General features: G+C 69.8%; 16 protein-coding genes and 1 pseudogene. 8 read left to right on the top strand and 9 right to left on the bottom strand.

What is annotated here, in order from left to right:
- The 7 genes and pseudogenes from AB0J58_RS32695 to AB0J58_RS32665 form a co-directional block, all read right to left on the bottom strand.
- Nucleotides 1-425: pseudogene (locus AB0J58_RS32695) on the bottom strand (glycosyl transferase); the annotation flags it as partial.
- Nucleotides 426-461: 36 nt separating this feature from the next.
- Complete coding sequence (locus AB0J58_RS32690; RefSeq protein WP_364223187.1) at nucleotides 462-1,457, bottom strand: NAD-dependent epimerase/dehydratase; 996 nt, start codon at nucleotides 1,455-1,457, stop codon at nucleotides 462-464.
- A 45-nt stretch (nucleotides 1,458-1,502) separates the two neighbouring features.
- Nucleotides 1,503-2,075, bottom strand: a complete 573-nt coding sequence (locus AB0J58_RS32685) for a GNAT family protein (RefSeq protein WP_364223184.1) — start codon at nucleotides 2,073-2,075, stop codon at nucleotides 1,503-1,505.
- A 63-nt stretch (nucleotides 2,076-2,138) separates the two neighbouring features.
- Nucleotides 2,139-3,098: an aldo/keto reductase gene (locus AB0J58_RS32680; protein ID WP_364223181.1), complete on the bottom strand. Its 960-nt coding sequence runs from the start codon at nucleotides 3,096-3,098 to the stop codon at nucleotides 2,139-2,141.
- A gap of 68 nt (nucleotides 3,099-3,166) precedes the next feature.
- Complete coding sequence (locus AB0J58_RS32675; RefSeq protein WP_364223178.1) at nucleotides 3,167-4,834, bottom strand: PH domain-containing protein; 1,668 nt, start codon at nucleotides 4,832-4,834, stop codon at nucleotides 3,167-3,169.
- Nucleotides 4,831-5,361, bottom strand: a complete 531-nt coding sequence (locus tag AB0J58_RS32670; protein WP_364223175.1) for a PH domain-containing protein — start codon at nucleotides 5,359-5,361, stop codon at nucleotides 4,831-4,833. Before AB0J58_RS32670 ends, AB0J58_RS32675 begins: the two co-directional genes overlap by 4 nt.
- 211 nt (nucleotides 5,362-5,572) lie before the next feature.
- A complete protein-coding gene (locus tag AB0J58_RS32665) occupies nucleotides 5,573-5,905 on the bottom strand; it encodes a hypothetical protein (protein ID WP_364223172.1) in 333 nt (110 codons plus the stop codon).
- Between the two features lie 463 nt (nucleotides 5,906-6,368).
- On the opposite strand from AB0J58_RS32665, the gene AB0J58_RS32660 reads away from it, so the two are divergent.
- The 6 genes from AB0J58_RS32660 (at nucleotide 6,369) to AB0J58_RS32635 (ending at nucleotide 12,454) form a co-directional block, all read left to right on the top strand.
- A complete protein-coding gene (locus AB0J58_RS32660; RefSeq protein ID WP_364223169.1) occupies nucleotides 6,369-6,899 on the top strand; it encodes a GNAT family protein in 531 nt (176 codons plus the stop codon).
- 53 nt (nucleotides 6,900-6,952) lie between these two features.
- On the top strand, nucleotides 6,953-8,062 hold the full coding sequence (locus AB0J58_RS32655; protein ID WP_364158290.1) for a DegT/DnrJ/EryC1/StrS family aminotransferase: 1,110 nt from the start codon (nucleotides 6,953-6,955) through the stop codon (nucleotides 8,060-8,062).
- A gap of 62 nt (nucleotides 8,063-8,124) precedes the next feature.
- A complete protein-coding gene (locus AB0J58_RS32650; protein ID WP_364223166.1) occupies nucleotides 8,125-9,528 on the top strand; it encodes an NDP-hexose 2,3-dehydratase family protein in 1,404 nt (467 codons plus the stop codon).
- Between the two features lie 42 nt (nucleotides 9,529-9,570).
- Entirely contained in the window at nucleotides 9,571-10,680 is a 1,110-nt protein-coding gene (locus AB0J58_RS32645; protein ID WP_364223163.1) for a nucleotide disphospho-sugar-binding domain-containing protein, read from the top strand.
- Between the two features lie 31 nt (nucleotides 10,681-10,711).
- On the top strand, nucleotides 10,712-11,338 hold the full coding sequence (locus tag AB0J58_RS32640) for a dTDP-4-dehydrorhamnose 3,5-epimerase family protein (protein ID WP_364223160.1): 627 nt from the start codon (nucleotides 10,712-10,714) through the stop codon (nucleotides 11,336-11,338).
- Nucleotides 11,339-11,461: 123 nt separating this feature from the next.
- Nucleotides 11,462-12,454 carry a Gfo/Idh/MocA family oxidoreductase gene (locus AB0J58_RS32635; RefSeq protein WP_364158280.1) on the top strand — a complete coding sequence of 331 codons (993 nt, stop codon included), beginning with the start codon at nucleotides 11,462-11,464 and terminating at the stop codon, nucleotides 12,452-12,454.
- Nucleotides 12,455-12,508: 54 nt separating this feature from the next.
- Here AB0J58_RS32635 and AB0J58_RS32630 read toward each other — a convergent pair whose 3' ends face one another.
- On the bottom strand, nucleotides 12,509-14,074 hold the full coding sequence (locus tag AB0J58_RS32630; RefSeq protein ID WP_364223157.1) for a glycosyltransferase family 39 protein: 1,566 nt from the start codon (nucleotides 14,072-14,074) through the stop codon (nucleotides 12,509-12,511).
- A gap of 42 nt (nucleotides 14,075-14,116) precedes the next feature.
- Entirely contained in the window at nucleotides 14,117-15,622 is a 1,506-nt protein-coding gene (locus AB0J58_RS32625; protein ID WP_364223154.1) for a 4-hydroxyphenylacetate 3-hydroxylase N-terminal domain-containing protein, read from the bottom strand.
- A gap of 486 nt (nucleotides 15,623-16,108) precedes the next feature.
- Here AB0J58_RS32625 and sbnA point away from each other — a divergent pair, with 486 nt between their 5' ends.
- Both sbnA and sbnB read left to right on the top strand, forming a co-directional pair.
- The gene (gene sbnA, locus AB0J58_RS32620) at nucleotides 16,109-17,161 is read left to right on the top strand and encodes a 2,3-diaminopropionate biosynthesis protein SbnA (RefSeq protein WP_364158271.1); all 1,053 of its coding nucleotides are present in this window, start codon (nucleotides 16,109-16,111) and stop codon (nucleotides 17,159-17,161) included.
- On the top strand, nucleotides 17,155-18,183 hold the full coding sequence (sbnB, locus tag AB0J58_RS32615) for a 2,3-diaminopropionate biosynthesis protein SbnB (RefSeq protein ID WP_364223151.1): 1,029 nt from the start codon (nucleotides 17,155-17,157) through the stop codon (nucleotides 18,181-18,183). The genes sbnA and sbnB overlap by 7 nt, the downstream gene beginning before the upstream one ends.
- Nucleotides 18,184-18,188: the final 5 nt, after the last annotated feature.

The raw sequence follows: 18,188 nt of genomic DNA, 5'->3' as shown, positions 1-18,188 counted from the left end.
GCGATCGGTGCGGCGAAGGTCAGTGGTTCCCAGATGACGAGGTCGGGTCGCCAGGATCGGGCGAACTCCACCAGGCCCCCGATGATCGGGAAGTTGCTCACCCGGTGCCAGCCCCGCACCGCCTTCGCCATTCCCGGCCTGAGGTAGTCCCAGGTGGCCTTGGCCGGGTCGTCGAAGGCGTCGTACGGCGCCATGATGCCGACGCGCAGGGCGTCGAGCATGTCCTGCCTGTTCTGGGTGATCCGCCACGAGCTGCGGTCCTCGCCCACCGGGACGGCGGTCAGCCCGGCCTGGGTGATCACCTTGGCGAAGGAGGGCTGACCGGCGACGCGCACCTCGTGGCCGGCGGTGCGCAGTGCCCAGGCCAGTGGCACGAGGTACTGGAAGATGCTCTTCTCCGGGTTCACCGCGAACAGGACGCGCACGGGGCTCTCCCCTCCTTCGGTCAGGTGGTCAGGTGGTCAGGCGGACTCGTGCACGATGGCGGCCGCCGCGCTCTCCAGCCCTTCCAGCAGCGGCACGCGGGCGGTCCAGCCGGTGGCCTCCTGGAACGCCGACGGGTCGGCCACGAAGTCCAGCACGTCCGTGGGCATGGAGTGCTCCGCGGGCGCGACCGAGACGACCGGCACCGGCGGCCGCCCCGAACGGGTCGCGACGACCTTCGAGACCATCGAGAACAGGTCGGCGACGCTGGTCACCTGACCCGTGCCGACCAGCCAGTGCCGCCCGGACAAGGTCTCGGCCTGGTCCAGCGCGGTGACGAACGCGGTGGCCGCGTCGTCGACGCAGAGCAGGTCGCGCTTGGTGGAACCGTCGTGCCACATCGTCAGCGGCTGCTGGGCGAACGCGCGGCGCATCATCACCGAGACCACACCCCGGTCCAGCGCGGTCGGGTCCGTCCCCCGGCTGTAGAGAGTGGACAGCCGCAACGTGCTGCCCCGGATCAGCCCCTCGGCGTCGGCGGCCTCGATCGCGCGCTCCGCGGCCAGCTTGTGCCGGTCGTACGCGGTCAGCGGCTCGTCCGGTTCGCTGCCGTCGAGCCGGGCGGACGAGGAACGCCCCGCCTGTGAGACCGAGCCGGCGAAGACCACCACCGGCGGCCGCTCCGGGCGGTGTGTCCGGACCGCGTCGATGAGGTCGTGGACCAGGCCGAGGTTGACCCGCTCCGCGGCGGGGTCGGCCGCGGCCGCCCGCCAGGTGCTCGCCTTTCCCATGTGCGCGACCAGGTGGATCACCGCGTCCGCGCCGCGGACCGCCTCGGTGACGGCGTCGCCTCCGGTCAGGTCGAGGGGGTGGACCTCCACCTCGGCGCGGGACCGCCGGGGGACGGTGGTGGGCCGACGCCCGACGAGCCTGAGGCGGACCGGCCTGGCCGCCAGTTCGCGGGTGACGGCCGTCCCGAGGAGGCCCGAGGCGCCGAGCACGGTGATCAGTGGTTTCGCGGCTGTCGTCGCCACATCATCTCCTTCGTCGTCGTGGCCGGGGAGCCGTGACCGTCGTCGTCAGGACACGTCGAGCGGCTGGGCCGGGGCGGTCCGCCAGCTCAGCGACGGGTGGAGCATCCTGTCGGTGTTCCTGTCGACGTACTCCTCCCACCCGGCGCGCTCGATCTGGAAGTTGTGCAGGTCCCAGTGGCGTCCGCGGAAGTACATGTGGTCGCGCAGCGCGCCGATCTCCTGGTCACCGGCCGTGATTCCGAAGGAGGCGAAGCTGGCCTCGGTGGTCTGCCCGATCACCCGGTCGATGTCCAGCGTGGCGAAGGCGTAGTTGACCAGCAGCAGGATGGCCTCGGAGCCCACACCCAGCCGGGCCCGCCGGGGGTCCAGGTAGACGGCGCACCTGATGTGCCCGGCCGGGTCGAGCGCGTGGAGCCCGCCGAAGCCCAGGCGCTCGCCGGTGTTCCTCGTGGTGACGTGGAAGATGGCGTGGGCCCTCATCGTTCCCCGGGCGGGCCGTACCGCCGGGCGGATGCTCTCCACGCCGGTGCGTACGAAGACCTGGGCGAAGTCCGCCTGGTCGGTGCTGCTCGCCGGATGGAGCACGATGCGGCGTGACGCCGTGTGTGGAAAGAGCAATTTCTCGTGTCCCGTCGTCTGATGTGGTGAGGGTCCGGTGGGCCGTCCGCCGCCCCGGCTCGGTCAGGCCCGGCGCGTCGGCCGGTCGGCGCCCGCGGAACGGATGTGGTCCCAGCTCATCTCGCCCACCGCCGGCGGCAGGCCGTCGATGTCACGCAGGTCCTCGGGGGTGAGGTGCAGGTCGACCGCGGCCGCGTTGTCCCCGAGCCAGTGGAGCTTTCGCGTCCCGGGGATGGGCACCACGTTGTCCCCCTGGGCCAGCGTCCAGGCGATCGCCACCTGCGCGGGAGTGGCACCGTGCCGGTCGCCCACCCTGCGCAGCCCTTCGACGATCGCGTGGTTGGCGTTCATCGCCTCGGGGCGGAAGCGCGGGTCCCGGTTGCGGGAGTCCTCCGTGCCGATGGCCGAGTGGTCGATCTTGCCGGACAGGTATCCGCGGCCGAGGGGGGCGAAGGCGAGGAACCCCACGTTGTTCTTCTGGCTCCACGGCAGTACGTCCTCGCGGTTGGCCGTGGCCCACACCGACAGCTCGTACTGCACGGCGGTGATCGGGAACACCGAGTGGAGCAGTTCCAGCTCGTCACAGGTGGCGTGCGAGATGCCCAGAGCCCGGACCTTTCCCTCGGTGACCAGCTCGCCCAGGGCTCCCCAGGTCTCGACGAGGGGGACGGCGGGGTCGACGCGGTGCAACTGGTACAGGTCGATGACGTCCACCTGGAGCCGCTGGAGCGATCCCTCGCAGGCGGCTCGCAGGTAGTCGGGCCGGCCGTTGCGGTGGAACTTGCCGTCCGGCATGACCACCAGACCGCACTTGGTGGCGATCGTCACATCGTCCCGATGCGATCTGAGCGCCCGTCCGAGCAGCAGCTCGTTGGTGAACGGCCCGTAGACGTCGGCCGTGTCGAAGATGTCGATGCCGTAGGAGACTGCTCGGTGGATGACCCGGACGGACTCCTCGTCATCCCGCTCGGTCGGCCCGTAGCCGTGGGACATGGAGCTGCAGCCGAGGCCGATCGCGCTCACGGAGAAACCATCCGTGAGATTGGTCGTGCGCATTTTCTACCCCCTGTCCACCAGGTAGGTGATCTAGGTCAGCTGGACGAGTTCTCGTGGCCCATGTCGGGGGGCGGCTCTCCGGCCGGCCGGTCCGCGAGGAACTCGGCCACCAGCTCCGGGGTTCCGCCATGGATGAACGTCACGGCCTCGTCGGCGGCGACGTCCGGTATCTCGTAGAAGCGAGCCCCGGCCGCGCTCGACACCCGGACGGTCTTCAGGCCCAGGGCGCGCTGGAGAAGCGACTGGCTCAGCGTCCAGCCGATCACTCCCCGGTGCTGGAGCACGACGGTCGCCCGCCGTATCAGTCCGGACCGCGCCACGAGGTACGGTCCCGCCATCGTGTGCCCGAGCGACCGGTAGGCGACGAAGGCGAGTACTCCGCCCACCGGCATCAATGAGACCGGGATCAGCCAGAGCCCGCGGACGAGGGCTCCCGTCGCTCCCAGCCAGGCCAGCAGGCCGGCGACGATCCCCAGCGTGAGGACGGTGCCCGCCAGCCTGCGGTACAGCGCGGCACGCGGGTGCGCGCGAAGTGGCGCCCGCAGCGGCCGGTGCTCGTCCCCGAGCACGAGAACCGCCACCCGGTGGGCCTCGCTGACGTGTGTCCGCGGCAGGATGGCGCTGGAGGCGTCGCTGCCGGGAATCCAGCGCATCCCGGTTGAGATGACCTCCGTCTCGGCGAGCCCCATCCACCGGGAGAGCAGCGGCTCGCTGATGTGGATCCCGCGCAGGCGCCGGTCGTCGCGGTAGACCTCGCGCGTCTGGAAGAGTCCCTGCCTGGTGAGCAGCGCCGTGCCGTCGTCGGTCCTGGTGCGGACCAGCTCGAAGTTCCACCTCTCCTTGACGAAGGAGATCGCGAGGCCGACGGTGCCGAGCAGGAAGCCGCCGCCGGCTCCGACGGCGATCGACCAGCCGACCCCGAGGGCCTCCCACCCGATCGCGTCACGGATGATCTCCATGAGGTCGACGTCGAACATCTGCAGCGTCAGGCTGGTGCTCCACAGGAACAGTGCCGCGGCGAGGAAGGCCCAGACGCTGAGCACGTTGTAGAAGAACCAGGACCACCGGAGCCGGGCGAGGAGGGTCTCCTCCACCGCCCGCTCCGGGACCTCGGGCTGGGCGGCGTCGTTCCGCTGAACGCCCAGGAGATCGTCGCGGATCCTCTCGGCCTGCTCCTTGGCGACCGCGTCGAGCTTGAACGACGTGCGCGCCTCGCCGGAGGCGATGGTCACCACGCGGAGCCCGGTGAGCCGGTGCCGGAGCTTCGCGCCGGTGTCCACCGTACGGATCCGGTCCCTGGGAACCGAGCGGTACTTGCGGACCAGCAGTCCCCTGCGGATCTCGACCCTGTCCTCGGTGATCCGGAACCGGGTGGTCAGCCAGCGTCGCAGGGCCATGACGCTGACGACGACCCCCAGCGCGCTGGCGATGAGGACCGGCCAGGCGTCGAAACCCCGCCCGAAGACGACGGTGACGAGCACGCTGGGAAGGATGGTGAGCACGAACCTGGTCGCGTCGACCAACGCCAGCCGGCTGTTCAGGCGTTGCCACGGGACCTCCTCGCCGTCCGGCGCCCGGGCCTCCGTCCGCACCCCCGCCGCGGGCACGCCCGCCGACACCTGTGCCGGCGGAGGCGGTGGCGCGGCGGGCGGGGGTGTCAGAACCTCTGAGAGAGGTTCGTCCACCGACTTCCCGGCGTTCACGTGGCATCTCCCGGCGTGGCCTGAGTGATCTCGGTGAGCCGGTGCGAGTGCTCCTCCGCCACCGCGGCGTTCAGCCCCGCGATGCTGATCGCGCCCTCCCTGGACGCGGTGGTCACCTTGAGCGTGGCCAGCCCCAGCATGGTCTGCAGGGGGCCTCTCCTGGTGTCGATGGACTGGATGCGCGAGATGGGAGTGATCCGCCATTCGCGGGTTATCCAGCCGTTCAGCGCGTAGACGGCCTGGTCGGTGATCTCCCAGCGGTGTACCAGATAACGCCAGGTGGGCATGACCGCGATGTTCACCGCGTAGATCACCGCGAAAATCACCAGTACCGGACCCAGCCACGGCCGGGTGTCGGGCAGCAGCGCGTAGGCGATGCCGAGGCCACTGACAACGAGTATTCCCCAGATCAGTGCGTTGAGCGTCCACATGAGGATCGCCCGGCGTTCGATCCGGTGCCTCGGAGGGCGTAGCACAAGCGGTTCTCGGGTCTGTTCCGGGGAGGCCGCATACGATGTGTCAGGCATGTCGTGATCCTGTGTCAGTGAGGTCTCCGGGCATAATGAACGGCCTGTCGTCTGAAGCGGTTCCGGTAAATGGGACCGATTGTTGGACGCTTTTTTCTGGGCGTGCGCGGCGCATGACTGCGTTTTCTCCGCCCGTCGGCCGACGCCTCGGATTCCGGTCATGCCACCGCCGCGCTGTCTCGCTGGCGGGACAGCGCACGGGCCGGTGGCGCTATACCGGCGTCGTCTGCTCGTGGAGCTCCTCCGAGGCGTCCTGCCGCTGCTCGTCGTCGTCCTTGGCCGTGAAGCGGACGATGAACTCGGCGAGGTCGCGGAACGTCTCGCCCTCGAAGCCCTCGAACCGCTCCAGGAGTTTCAACTGCGTGGTGTTCTCCAGCTCCAGCAGGACCTGGACCATCGAGAACGAGTCGAGGTCGTGCAGGGACTCCGGCTGGGGCACGTCAGGCTGCTCGGCGCAGATCATTTCCGCCGTGCCCCGTACCATTCGCTCCACATCGTCGATCAGGGTGAGGTCGACGCCGGCGGCGAGGTCCTTATCCGACATGTATTTTGTCCTTTCGTGCGGTCGCGGTGATATCCACGCGAGTTTCGAATCGACACCGCTTCGAAGTGCTTTCACGGGTCCCGCTCAGAAACGGAGCTTTGTAGGTGGACGCCTAAACGTCGACGACAGTAGCCACGGCGTCGCGGCGGGGGCAATAGCGTAAGACCGGTTCGCCGTACGGACTCATGCTTTTCCAAGGCGGCGGAAATGTCAGCGGGATTCCGGTGAACGATCCGGTGTGGTAGACCTGGTAAACACCCGAAGGGTTTCGGCTCCCCGGTCTTCAGAAGGCGTGCTGATTCGATGCGTGCCTGCCCTGTCCCGCTGGCGGGACGGGCGGACGGCCTACGGTATGAGACCGCACACGTTTTCCCGATCGATGTCCGGAAATCTGTGCCGCCTGGCGGGTGAATGCCATTTCATGTCGCCGGAACCCGGACTCCGAAACGAGGATGACCGAGAAATGCTCTTTCCGCACACCGAGTCCAGGCAGATCGAGTTGCGGCCGGCGGGTGTCAAGGACGCCGCCAAGGTCTACGACATCCTGTTCCGGCTGGGACACAGTGGCCTGCCGGTGATCGACAGGTTCGTGGACACCTTCGGGCAGGGGTTGGCCGCCTGTTTCCTGGTGCACCGCAAGGACACCGGGGAGATCGTCGGATTCAGCACGTTGTCCGACCTCTCTCCGGCGGGTCACCTCCGGGCCGATGTCCACCTGGCAGGTCAGCCGGACGAGATCCGGACGGACGCGGTCGCGCTCACGGTCAACTTCGCCTTCGCGATGTGGCGCACCAGAAAGGTGTACTTCCACGCCGTCGAGGCCGGCGTCGAGAGTCTCGGATTCACCGAGCCGCACACGGCGATGGTCGAGGCCGAAGCCGTTCTGCCCAAGCACATGTACTTCCACGGCCGGGTGCGGGATGTTCACGTTTTCGCGATCTATCGCGAGAACTGGGACGCGCACGGCGTGGATCTTCTCAAGCACATCGTCTGAGTCCCCGGCCACATGCCGAACGGGTCTCCGCCTATTGGAGGTGACGTGCCCCGATGACCCTCTTCGTATGGGGTTATCTGCCGGAGTACGAGAAGGAACGCGACGACATCCTCGATGCGGTCGACACGGTGTTCCGCTCGGGGCAGCTGGTGCTGGGACCGAGTGTCCGGGCATTCGAGCAGGAGTTCGCGGCCTATCACGGTGTCGAGCACTGCGTGGGAGTCGACAACGGGACGAACGCCATCGTGCTCGGACTGCGGGCCCTCGGGGTCGGTGCCGGGGACGAGGTGATCACCGTCTCGAACACGGCGGCGCCCACGGTGCTGGCGATCGACGCGGTGGGCGCCACACCGGTGTTCGTCGACATCGACCCGGAGACCTACCTGATGGACGTCGAGCAGGTGGCGGGAGTCGTCAGCGATCGCACCCGGTGCATCCTCCCGGTCCATCTGTACGGCCAGTGCGTGGACCTGGCGCCCCTGGAGGCGATCGCCGCGAAGCACGGCCTGCCGATCCTGGAGGACTGCGCGCAGGCGCACGGCGCCCGTCGGCACGGCCGTATCGCGGGCTCGACGGGTAAGGCGGCGGCGTTCTCGTTCTACCCGACGAAGGTGCTGGGAGCGTACGGCGACGGCGGCGCGACCATGACCGACGACGCCGAGGTCGCCGCCAACCTGCGCCGGCTGCGCTACTACGGGATGGAGAGCCAGTACTACGTCGTGAGCACGCCCGGCTACAACAGCAGGCTCGACGAGGTGCAGGCCGAGATCCTCCGCCGCAAGCTGACCCGGCTCGACGACTACATCGCCAAGCGACGCGCGATCGCGGCGCGCTACGAGCAGGCGTTCGCGGACACCGAACTGGTGACTCCCAGGACGGCGCCGGGAAACGACCACGTGTACTACGTCTACGTGGTGCGCCACCCCAGGCGGGACAAGATCATCGAAGCCCTCAAGGCGCGCGACATCTCGCTGAACATCAGCTATCCGTGGCCGGTGCACACCCAGTCGGGTTTCGCCCACCTCGGCTACGAGAAGGGGTCCCTGCCGGTCACCGAGGCGGCGGCCGACGAGATCTTCTCCCTGCCCATGTTCCCCTCGCTCTCCGACACCGATCAGGAGCGGGTCATCGACACGTTGCGTGCCGTACTGGCCGCGGTTTGAGCGCTGCTCGCGCGCACCGACGGCCGACCGAACGAACCGAGGACAGGAAGAGGCCCGCCACCATGACCCGACTCGCCGCGTCGCACGCGGGAACGGACGGCAGAGCAGACGACGGCGCGCTCATGTCCGTCTCCGGTTTCCACGACTGGTGGGCCGAACGGAACGCGGCCGGCCACTTCGCCGTGCGGCGGATCCCCTTCTCCGAACTGGACGCGTGGGCCTTCGAACCGGACACCGGAAACCTCGGGCACGAGAGCGGCCGGTTCTTCACGATCGAGGGCCTGCGGGTGCGGGACGGCGGTGTGGACACCTGGTCGCAGCCGATCATCAACCAGCCGGAGATCGGCATCCTCGGCATCGTCGTCAAGGAGTTCGACGGTGTCCTGCACTGCCTGATGCAGGCGAAGATGGAGCCGGGCAACGTCAACACGCTCCAGCTCTCGCCGACCGTGCAGGCGACACGCAGCAACTACACCCGGGTGCACCGCGGCACCGGCACCCCGTACCTGGAGTGCTTCATCGGGCCGGACCGCGGCGAGGTCCTGGTGGACGTCCTGCAGTCGGAGCAGGGCGCCTGGTTCTGGCGCAAGCGCAACCGCAACATGGTGGTGCTCGTGACCGGGGACGTCCCCGTCCGCGAGGACTTCTGCTGGCTCAGCCTGGCCCAGATCCGCGAACTGACCCGAATCGACAACCTGGTCAACATGGACGCGCGGACGGTGCTGTCGTGCCTGCCGTTCGAGCTGCCGCAGCAGAACGGCGCGCCGGCCGACGACGCCTTCAGGGACGCGCTCGTCCGCTCCTACCAGCACCAGGCGGACGGCACGGAGACGCGGCCGCTGCACGCGATGGGGGAGATCCTCAGCTGGTTCACCGAGGCGAAGACCCGCTACGACTGGACCGCCCGGCTGGTCCCCCTGGAGGGCGTCGCCGGCTGGAAGCGCGGTGACGACGAGATCGCCGACCACGACGGCCGGCGGTTCCGCATCATCGCGGTCGAGGCGGAGGCCGGAACCCGGGAGGTCCAGCGCTGGACGCAGCCCCTGCTCTACCCCCGCGGCCAGGGACGGGCGGTGTTCTTCGCACGGTCCATCCGGGGCGTGCTGCACCTGCTCGTCCAGGCCAGGCCGGAGTACGGTCTGATGGACATGGTGGAGATGGCGCCGACCGTCCACCTCCTGCCGGGCACGGAGCCGACGGACGTCGACGACCCGTTCACCCGGGACCTGCTGATCTCCCAGCCGGGTGTCACGCACTACGACGCCGTGCTGTCCGAGGAGGGCGGGCGCTTCTACAAGGCGCTCACCAGGTACCAGATCATCGAGGCCGATGAGACGATGCCGATCGACGTGCCGCCGAACTTCCGCTGGATGACCGTCCGGCAGCTACTGGACCTGCTCCGGCACGGTCACTACCTCAACATCGAGGCGCGCAGCCTGCTTGCCTGCATGCACAGCCTTTGCTGACCGCCGGCCACGCGCGGGCCGAGGAGACGAAGTGGAGTCACCGTGCGACTGCTGTTCACGACTGCGCCGCTGCGTGGCCATTTCTTTCCCCTGGTGCCGCTGGCCTGGGCCGCCCGTGCCGCCGGTCATGACGTCCTGGTCGCCACCACGGACGGTTTCGCCGCCGTCGTGACGCGGTCCGGACTGCCCGCCGCGTCCTTCGGTTCCGCGGCGGACTTCGTCGAGCTGGTCGGCGACGAGCCGGTCGCCTCGGCGACCGACGCCGAACGCCGCAGGCACGCCCACGGGCGCGCCTTCGGCCGCATCTCGGGCCAGTGCCTGCCCGGCGCGCACGAGCTGTTCGAGGCGTGGCGGCCGGACCTCGTGGTGAGCGAGCGCGCGGAGTTCGCCGGACCGCTCGCCGCGGCGGCCACCGGTGTGCCGTACGTGGAGTACCAGTGGGGCGTGGCGCCGCTGGAGGAGTACCGGTCGGCCGTGCGGGAGGAGCTCGGGGTCGAGCCGCCCGTACCGGTCGAGGTGCTCAACCCGTGGCCGCCGGGCATGCGGCTGCCGCACGCGACGGGGCACCAGGGCGTGCGCAACGTGCCCTACACCGGCGACGCCCGGGTGCCCGGCTGGGTCTTCCTGGAGCGTCGGCGGCCGCGGGTGTGCGTCACCCTGGGCACGGTGGTGCCGCGGATCGGGGCGCGGCTGCTGGGCGACCTGGTCGTGCCGGTCCTGGAACGCCTGGCCCGGCGCGGCGCCGAGCTCGTGGTCGCGGCGGACGAGGAGGTCGTGGCCGCCTGGCCCGCGCTGGCGGCGGTCGCCCACCGGGTCGGCAGGCTTCCGCTCGCGCAGGTGCTGCCGACCTGCGACCTGGTGGTGAACCACGGAGGGCACGGCACCGTCCTGACCGCCCTGTCCGCGGGCCGGCCGCAACTGGTGCTCCCGCAGTTCGACGACCAGTTCGACAACGCGGGGGCGGTGGTCGGCGCGGGGGCGGGAATGCGGCTGTCTCCCGAGGAGGTCACTCCCGAGCTGGTCGCCGAGCGCTGTCTGGCGCTCCTCGCGGACGCCCGATTCACCGTGGCCGCGGCCGAGGTCGCCGCCGAGATCGCCGCGCAGCCGGCTCCGGCGGACGTCGTACACCTGTTGGAGAAGCTGGCGGTCTGATCGCCGGAACGACTCGAGGAGCCTTCCGCACATGTTCCAGTCGCTGTCGATAACCGAGCTGTCGGTGCCCAACGCGTACCGCCTGACCCCGGAGCGGCACCATGACCGCCGCGGGTACTTCATGGAGGCGTTCCGCGCCGAGACGATCTCCGAGGCGATCGGTTACCCCTTCGTGGTCGGGCAGGTGAACTACTCGCTCAGCCGCCGCAACACGTTGCGGGGGATCCACGGCACCCTTCTGCCGCCGGGCCAGGCCAAGCTGGTCACCTGCGTGCGCGGCGCGGTGCTCGACGTCGTGGTGGACCTGCGGGTGGGCTCCCCCACGTACGGGAAGTACGAGATGACCCGCCAGGACGAGGACTCGGGCATCGCGGTGTACCTCGCCGACGGCCTGGGGCACGCCTTCCTGGCGCTGACCGACGACGCCTGCATGAACTACGTGTGCTCGGCGGCGTACATCCCGGGGACGATGCTCGAGATCGATCCGCTGGATCCGGAGATCGGCATCCCCTGGGGTCTCACCGAGCCTCCGATCATGTCGGAGAAGGACGCCGGCGCGCTCACCCTGGCCGAAGCGGAGTCGAAGGGGCTCCTCAGCACCTACGAGGAATGCCTCGCCCACTACGCGGAGCTGAAGACGGCCCCGCGGCCGTTCTGACGATGCCGCCGCAGTGTCCCTGCCCGACCACCTGATGTCCCGTCCTCTGCCGAGTGGAGTTCCCCTGATGTCGACTTCCTCCTCACGGATAAATCCGGGGGCCTTCACGCTGGAAGGATTCCGATGAGTGCCAGCACCCCTGACAGGCTGCGCATGGGGGTCATGGGATGCGCGGACATCGCCTGGCGGCGGACCCTTCCCGCGATGCGCGACGACCCGTCCGTGGAGGTCGTCGCGATCGCGAGCCGGGACATGCGGCGGGCGAAACAGTTCACCGACCGGTTCGGGGGCGAGCCGATCGAGGGATACGGCTCGCTGCTCGACCGCCCGGACGTGGACGCCGTCTACATCCCGCTGCCCGCGCTGCTGCACGCGGAATGGATCGAGCGATCCATCGAGGCCGGCGTGCACGTCCTGGTCGAGAAACCGATGACGAGCGGCTACGCGGAGACCGGCCGCCTGTTCGCGCTCGCCCGCTCGCGCGGTCTCGTGCTGCTGGAGAACTACATGTTCCTCCACCACTCCCAGCACGCCACCGTGCGCAAGCTGGTCGCCGACGGCGCGATCGGGGAACTGCGCGGATTCTCCAGCGCCTTCACCTTCCCGCCCAAGCCGGAGGGCGACATCCGCTACCTGCGCGACGTCGGCGGCGGCGCCTTCGTCGACTTCGGGGGCTACCCGGTCCGCGCGGCGCTGCACTTCCTCGGCGGCGACCTCCAGGTGGTCGGCGCCGCCTTCAGGCACGACCACAAGCGGGACGTGGTGATGTCGGGCGACGTGCTGCTGAGCACGCCGCAGGGGGTTTCGGCCCAGCTGACCTTCGGCATGGAGCACTCCTACCGCAACAGCTACCGGCTGGCGGGGAGTACCGGAAGGATCCTGCTGGACCGGGTGTTCACCCCGCCTGAGGCACACCGGCCGGTGCTGCGGATCGAGCGCCAGGACCACCGCGAGGAGCTCGTCCTGCCGGCCGACCACCAGTTCGCGAACGTGATCGGGGCCTTCGTACGCTCGGTGCTGCACGGCGGCGACGTCCGGCCGCAGCAGGAGGGCAGCCTGCAGCAGGCGGCCCTGATCGAGCGGATCCAGCAGGTGGCGCTGCACTTCGAGATCTGAGACCGCATGGGTGAGGGCGGGCCGATCGCGGCCCGCCCTCACCCATGCGGTCCTTCAGGAGCCCGGCCGGGCCCGCCGGGCGGCGTCCTCCCGCCTCAGCAGCGGCCAGATCCGCGACCAGGCCGCGGTACGGCCCTCGCAGAACCAGATCGGAGTGCCGATCCCGAGGCCGATCCTGCCCTCGACGGTGCCCACCTGCCGGACGCCGGAGAACATCGACCGCAGCTCGTCGTCCATCCCGCCGACGACCAGGACCGGGCCCGGCTCCTCGGGCGGGGTCGCCAGGTAGCCGTACCCGCGGTGCCCGCTGTACGGGTGCGGCAGCCCCTGCCTGGTGCCCAGCACCTCCAGGGCGCCGGCCTGCCAGAAGTACCGGGTGAGGACCGTGGTCCGGTCCCTGGTGGCCGGCGGCAGCGCGTGGTAGGCCCGGGTGACCGAGTTCGCGAGCTCGGGCCAGCCGAGCTGGAGGAAGGCCTCCAGCATGTCCGACCGTTCCTGCGGGGTGGTCGGTTGCCTGAGCTCCGCGACCGGGGTGATCGGCAGCTGTACCAGCGGCAGCAGCGCAGCCAGCACGAAGACCGGCGGGCTGACGGTCCAGCGCCACCAGCGGGCCGACCGGTGCAGTTCCATCCGTACCGCCGCCGCCGCGAAGACGAGGGGGAACACCCCGCCGACGTAGGTGAAGCGGCCGCCGGCCGCGAGCAGGACGGCGATCACGCCGAGCACGGTCCACCCGAGAAAGCGGTGGTCACGCAGGTCGGGGCAGCGCAGCAGCGCCCACAGGCCGTAACAGAACAGCACCGTACCGACCGGGATGCCGGTGATCAGCAGCAGCAGCGGCAGGAACATCGGCCGGCCGCCCCAGAGCATCTCGTTCTCCCCGGTCAGCGCGGCGGCCACCTGGAGCTGCGGCCATCCGTGCACGGTCTGCCAGACCAGGCCGGGCACCGTGGCCACCACCGCGATCGCGGCCCCCGCCCACAGCGCCGGCCGCCGCAGCAGGTCGCGCGGGCCGACCGCGAGCACGCTCACCGCCAGGGCCGCCCAGAAGACCGGGATGAGGAACTTGACCTGCAACGCCACGGCCGTGACGACGCCGGCCCAGAACAGCGGCAGGTCGGCGCTCCGGCCGGTCCTTCCCTCGCCGCGCAGCCGGACCCAGCGGACCACCAGCAGTCCGGCCGTCATCCACAGCACGACGTCGAACGTCTCGGTGTCGAGCCTGCCCGCCTGGCCGAGGAAGGCGATCGCGTAGGCGGCGGCCGCCATGACCTGCGCCCGCCCCCGGCCGCCCATCTCCCGCGCGATCTGCGCGGTGACCACGACACCGGCCGCGACCACGAGCAGGTCCGGCAGCCGGAGCGCGAGCAGCGAACCGGGGAACAGGGCGTCGGCCAGCGCGGCCAGCAGCGGCACGAGCGGCGGCTGGTCGGCGTACCCCCAGGCCGGCTGCCGGCCGGCCGCGATGAAGTAGAGCTCGTCGATGTTGTAGCCGTAGCCGTCGATGAGCAGCGCCACCGGCACGACGACGGCCGCGACGATCAGCGACAGCGGTTTCCACGCGAGCGGGTGGTACTCCCGGCGGGGCCGGGCCGACGGCTCAAGCGCGATGATGGCCAATGATGGTTCCTCCGTTGCGGGCGATGTCTCCGTGGGGCGGCGTCAACGTGTGTGGCCGGGCAGGCCCTCCGGGCCGATCAGGTCGGGACGGGTCCACCCGTCGAGGTCGTACTCGGCCATGCACTGCTCGGCGAAGCCCTTCAGCGCCTGGGCCTGCCCGCTCGCCGTGTAGGACTGCAGCGTCTGCACCCGGATGCCCTCGTGGTCGCCGGCGTAGGAGCGCTCGTAGAGCTCGTGGCGTCCGGCGAACTCGGTGCCGACGCAGTCCCAGAGCAGCTTGAGCAGCTTCACCCGGTCGATGGCCTCGATGCCCCGCGAGCCGCGCAGGTAGCGGTCCAGGTAGGGGCGCACGTCGGGGTTCTTCCAGTCGGCGGCGTGCGAGTTCAGGTAGATCAGGCCGCTGCCGAGGGTCTGCTGGAGGATCTCCTTGATACGGGGATAGCCGACGCCCATGAACGTGCGGTACGCCATGGCGTAGTTGAGGTTCGGCTGCACCGCGCCGCCGTGCCACGAGGTCGGCGACTTGGCCATCGCGTCGGACAGCCCCCAGAACAGGTCGCGCCAGTTGAGGATCTCGCCGATCTGGGCCTGCACGCCGCGGAACGCCGAGACGCCGGTCGCCTCCACGCCCTTCATCGCGCAGCCCGCGATGAAGTCCAGCTTGACGGCCAGCCGCGCGCAGCCGTGGAAGGTGAAGCGCTCCTGGACCCCGGACCCGGCGGCGAAGGAGTTGGCCGCGCCGGCGTCGTACATGAAGACGTTCTCCCAGGGCACGTGCACCCGGTCGAACACCATGATGCTGTCGTTCTCGTCCATCCGGCTGGACAGCGGGTAGTCGAAGGGGCTGCCCTGCGCCGCCGCCGCCTGCTCGTAGGAGGTGCGGCAGATGAACTTCAGGCCGGCGGAGTTCGTCGGCACGGTGAAGACCAGGCCGAACCTCTTGTCCCTGAGCGGGAGGCCGAAGTGGGCGATGAAGTTCGCGTTGGTGATCGCGGACCCGGTCGCGACGACCTTCGCGCCGGACACGATCAGGCCGGAGTCGGTCTCCTCCTCGACGTGGACGCACACGTCCGCGGTCCGGTCGGCCGGCCGGTCCCGGTCGACCGGGGGGTGCGCGATCGCGTGGTTGAAGTAGAGCAGCCGCTCCTGTGCCTCCTTGTACCAGCGCAGCGCGTTGTCCTGGAACGGGCGGTAGAAGTCCGCGTTGGCCTCCAGGGTGCCGAAGAAGCCGGCCTTGTAGTCCGGGGTGCGGCCCATCCAGCCGTAGACGAGCCGTTGCCAGGCGACGATCGCGTCCCGGGAGGCGACCAGATCGGCCGCGGAACGGGCCGTTTTGAAGTACGGATGGGTGAATCCACCGTTTCCCGTGTCGGTCGGCACACGCAATACATCCGCGGCCTCCGGTTCGTGTAGCGCGTCGTACAGCCGGGCGATGGAACGTGCGCTGTTACGGAAGGCCGGGTGAGTGGTAACGTCCGGCACGCGCTCGCCCCCGATATATACCTCGCGGCCGTCGCGCAACGACTCCAGGTATTCCTCACCGGTCATCGGCCGAACATTATTCAGCGGGCCTGCCGGAGCGGGCAAAATGGTGGTCATTCGGCATTCTCCTTCGCGTGCGGGGGGTCGGAGCGGCCATGGCGTGCTCCCCGGCGGTCCGCGTCGCCCAGCTGTCCCGCCGGCGGGACAGCTCCCGTCCATCGTCTAATAACGACATCAATACGCCGGTCGGCCCGTTCATTCGGTGAATACGATGCGATAATTCGGCGGTGCCGAGACTTATCATGCACGGCTGGAGTTTTTGCGGCAACGACCATTTCCGCGGACTGCGCTATTGACCCTGTCGAGGCGCCCTGGTTATGGTCGGGCCACGTTTTGGGTCCCGTTGCCGTGGACAGCCATTCGAGGTGGCCCGGTAAATATGTTCGGCGGGTTCCGGCGGGTGCCGCCGGAAACCCATGAGAATGAAGCCGTCCGGAAAGGTGCCAATGTCTCGCGGAGCATATCTTCTGAATTGCCTGACGGAGCGGAACGGTGAGCGCAGGATATGAGGCCATCGACTGTGCGCCCCCCGGCCGGACGACTCCGGCGGTGAGCGCGCGGATCGGTGACGGCGTCCTCTCCGCGGTCGGTGCCACCCCCCTGGTGCGGCTGACGCGCCTCTTCGGGGACTCCCGGGCCCGGTTCCACGCCAAGCTGGAGTCGTTGAACCCGGGCGGCAGCATGAAGGACCGGTCCGCCATGGGCATGGTGCTGGGTGCGATCGAACGCGGCGAGCTCATCCCGAACCAGTCGACGGTCGTCGAGTCGAGCTCGGGCAACCTCGGCATCGGGCTCGCGCAGGTGTGCCGCTGGTTCGGCCTCAGGTTCATCTGCGTGGCGGACCCGAAGATGACCGCCCAGAACCTCGCGATCCTGGCCGCGTACGGGGCGGAGCTGGACATCGTGCGCGAACCCGACAACGAGATGGGCGACTTCCTGTCCGCCAGGATCCGGCGCGTCCGCGAACTCGTCCACGACATTCCCCACGCGTTCTGGCCCAACCAGTACGCCAACCCGCTCAACGCCCGTGCCCAGGAAACGATCATGCAGGAGGTCGTCCGGCAGCTCGACGGGAACGTCGACTACCTCTTCGTGGCCACCGGAACCTGCGGCACCATTCACGGGTGCGCCAGGTTCGTCGCGGACCACGGGCTGGGCACGCACATCGTCGCCGTCGACGCGGAGGGCAGCGCCATCTTCGGCGAGCCGTCCTGTCGGCGGCTCATCCCGGGACACGGCGCGGCGATCCGCTCGGAGCTGTACTACGACGGCATCGCCCACTCCGTGGCCCGGATGACCGACCAGGACTGCGTGGTCGGCTGTCGGCGGCTGGTCGGCGTCGAGGCGATCCTGGGCGGTGGTTCCTCGGGCGCCGTGGTGAGCGCGGTCGCGCAGCGGCTCGCGGAGATCCCGGCCGGCGCCAACTGCGTCCTGCTCCTGCCCGACCGGGGCGAGCGGTACCTGGACACCATCTACTCCGACGTCTGGGTGGAGGAGAGGTTCGGCGACATCGCCCACCTCTGGAAGGAGCAAACGACATGCTGATCCTCCGCAGGAGCGACGTGCTGGCGGTGCTGGACGGCGCCGAGGACGCCGTCTGCCGGACCGTCAGGGACGCCTACCTGGCCCATTCGCGGCGGGAGACCTCGGTACCGCACTCGGTCTTCCTGCGTTTCCCCGGCAACGCGCGCGACCGGATCATCGCGCTGCCCGCCTACGTCGGGGGCGAGCGCCCGGTCGCGGCGGTCAAGTGGGTGGCGTCGTTCCCCGGGAACCTGGCCCTCGGGCTGGAGCGGGCGTCGGCCGCGATCCTGCTCAACTCCGTCACGGACGGACGGCCGGTGGCGCTGCTGGAGGGGGCGGTCATCTCGGCCAGGCGCACCGCGGCCGGCGCAGCCGTGGCCGCGGCCACGCTCACCGCCGACGCCCCCGGCGAGGTCAGGAGCGGGGTCGCGCTGATCGGCTGCGGGGTCGTCAACTTCGAGGTCCTCCGCTTCCTGCGGGCACAGCTCCCCGAGCTGGAGGCGGTCACGGTGTTCGACCTCGACCCCGAGCGCGCCCGGGAGTTCGCGGCCCGGGTGCCCGACCTGAAGGTCGAGATCGCCGGTGACGTCGAGGAGGCGCTGGCCGCGCACCGGATCGTCTCCCTCGCCACCACCGCCGGCGAGCCGCACCTGAGTGCGGACTCCTGCCTGCCGGGCACCGTCGTGCTGCACGTGTCGCTGCGCGACCTGACCCCCGAGTCGATCCTGGCGGCCAGGAACGTGGTCGACGACACCGACCACGTCTGCCGCGAGGCGACCTCGCTCGACCTGGCCGCGCGGCTGGCCGGGGACCGGGGATTCGTCACCGCCGAGATCGGCGACCTGCTGGCCGGGGCCAGCGCGCTGCCCTATGACGCCGGGTCCGTGACGGTGTTCTCGCCTTTCGGGCTCGGCGCCCTCGACGCCGCACTCGCCGCCCACGTCATGGACGAGGCCGCGGCGCGGGGGCTCGGGATCCACCTTCCCGACTTCTCCACGGACCCGGAGGCGGGTCCGGGAGAAGTGGAACAACGCGACCGCTGAGGAGA

The organism is Streptosporangium sp. NPDC049644, from assembly GCF_040675205.1.
GTDB classification, from domain to species: Bacteria; Actinomycetota; Actinomycetes; order Streptosporangiales; family Streptosporangiaceae; genus Streptosporangium; species Streptosporangium fukuiense.
The sequence above is the reverse complement of the archived record's forward strand: the minus strand, read 5'-3'. Positions and strand labels throughout refer to the sequence as shown.

Excerpts from the sequence above, each read along its gene's own strand:
- AB0J58_RS32665 (WP_364223172.1), bottom strand. The coding sequence starts at position 5,905 with ATGTCGGATAAGGACCTCGCCGCCGGCGTCGACCTCACCCTGATCGAC.
- AB0J58_RS32640 (WP_364223160.1), top strand. The coding sequence starts at position 10,712 with ATGTTCCAGTCGCTGTCGATAACCGAGCTGTCGGTGCCCAACGCGTAC.
- AB0J58_RS32635 (WP_364158280.1), top strand. The coding sequence starts at position 11,462 with ATGAGTGCCAGCACCCCTGACAGGCTGCGCATGGGGGTCATGGGATGC.
- AB0J58_RS32660 (WP_364223169.1), top strand. The coding sequence starts at position 6,369 with ATGCTCTTTCCGCACACCGAGTCCAGGCAGATCGAGTTGCGGCCGGCG.
- sbnB (WP_364223151.1), top strand. The coding sequence starts at position 17,155 with ATGCTGATCCTCCGCAGGAGCGACGTGCTGGCGGTGCTGGACGGCGCC.
- AB0J58_RS32655 (WP_364158290.1), top strand. The coding sequence starts at position 6,953 with ATGACCCTCTTCGTATGGGGTTATCTGCCGGAGTACGAGAAGGAACGC.
- AB0J58_RS32625 (WP_364223154.1), bottom strand. The coding sequence starts at position 15,622 with ATGACCGGTGAGGAATACCTGGAGTCGTTGCGCGACGGCCGCGAGGTA.
- AB0J58_RS32670 (WP_364223175.1), bottom strand. The coding sequence starts at position 5,361 with ATGCCTGACACATCGTATGCGGCCTCCCCGGAACAGACCCGAGAACCG.
- AB0J58_RS32650 (WP_364223166.1), top strand. The coding sequence starts at position 8,125 with ATGACCCGACTCGCCGCGTCGCACGCGGGAACGGACGGCAGAGCAGAC.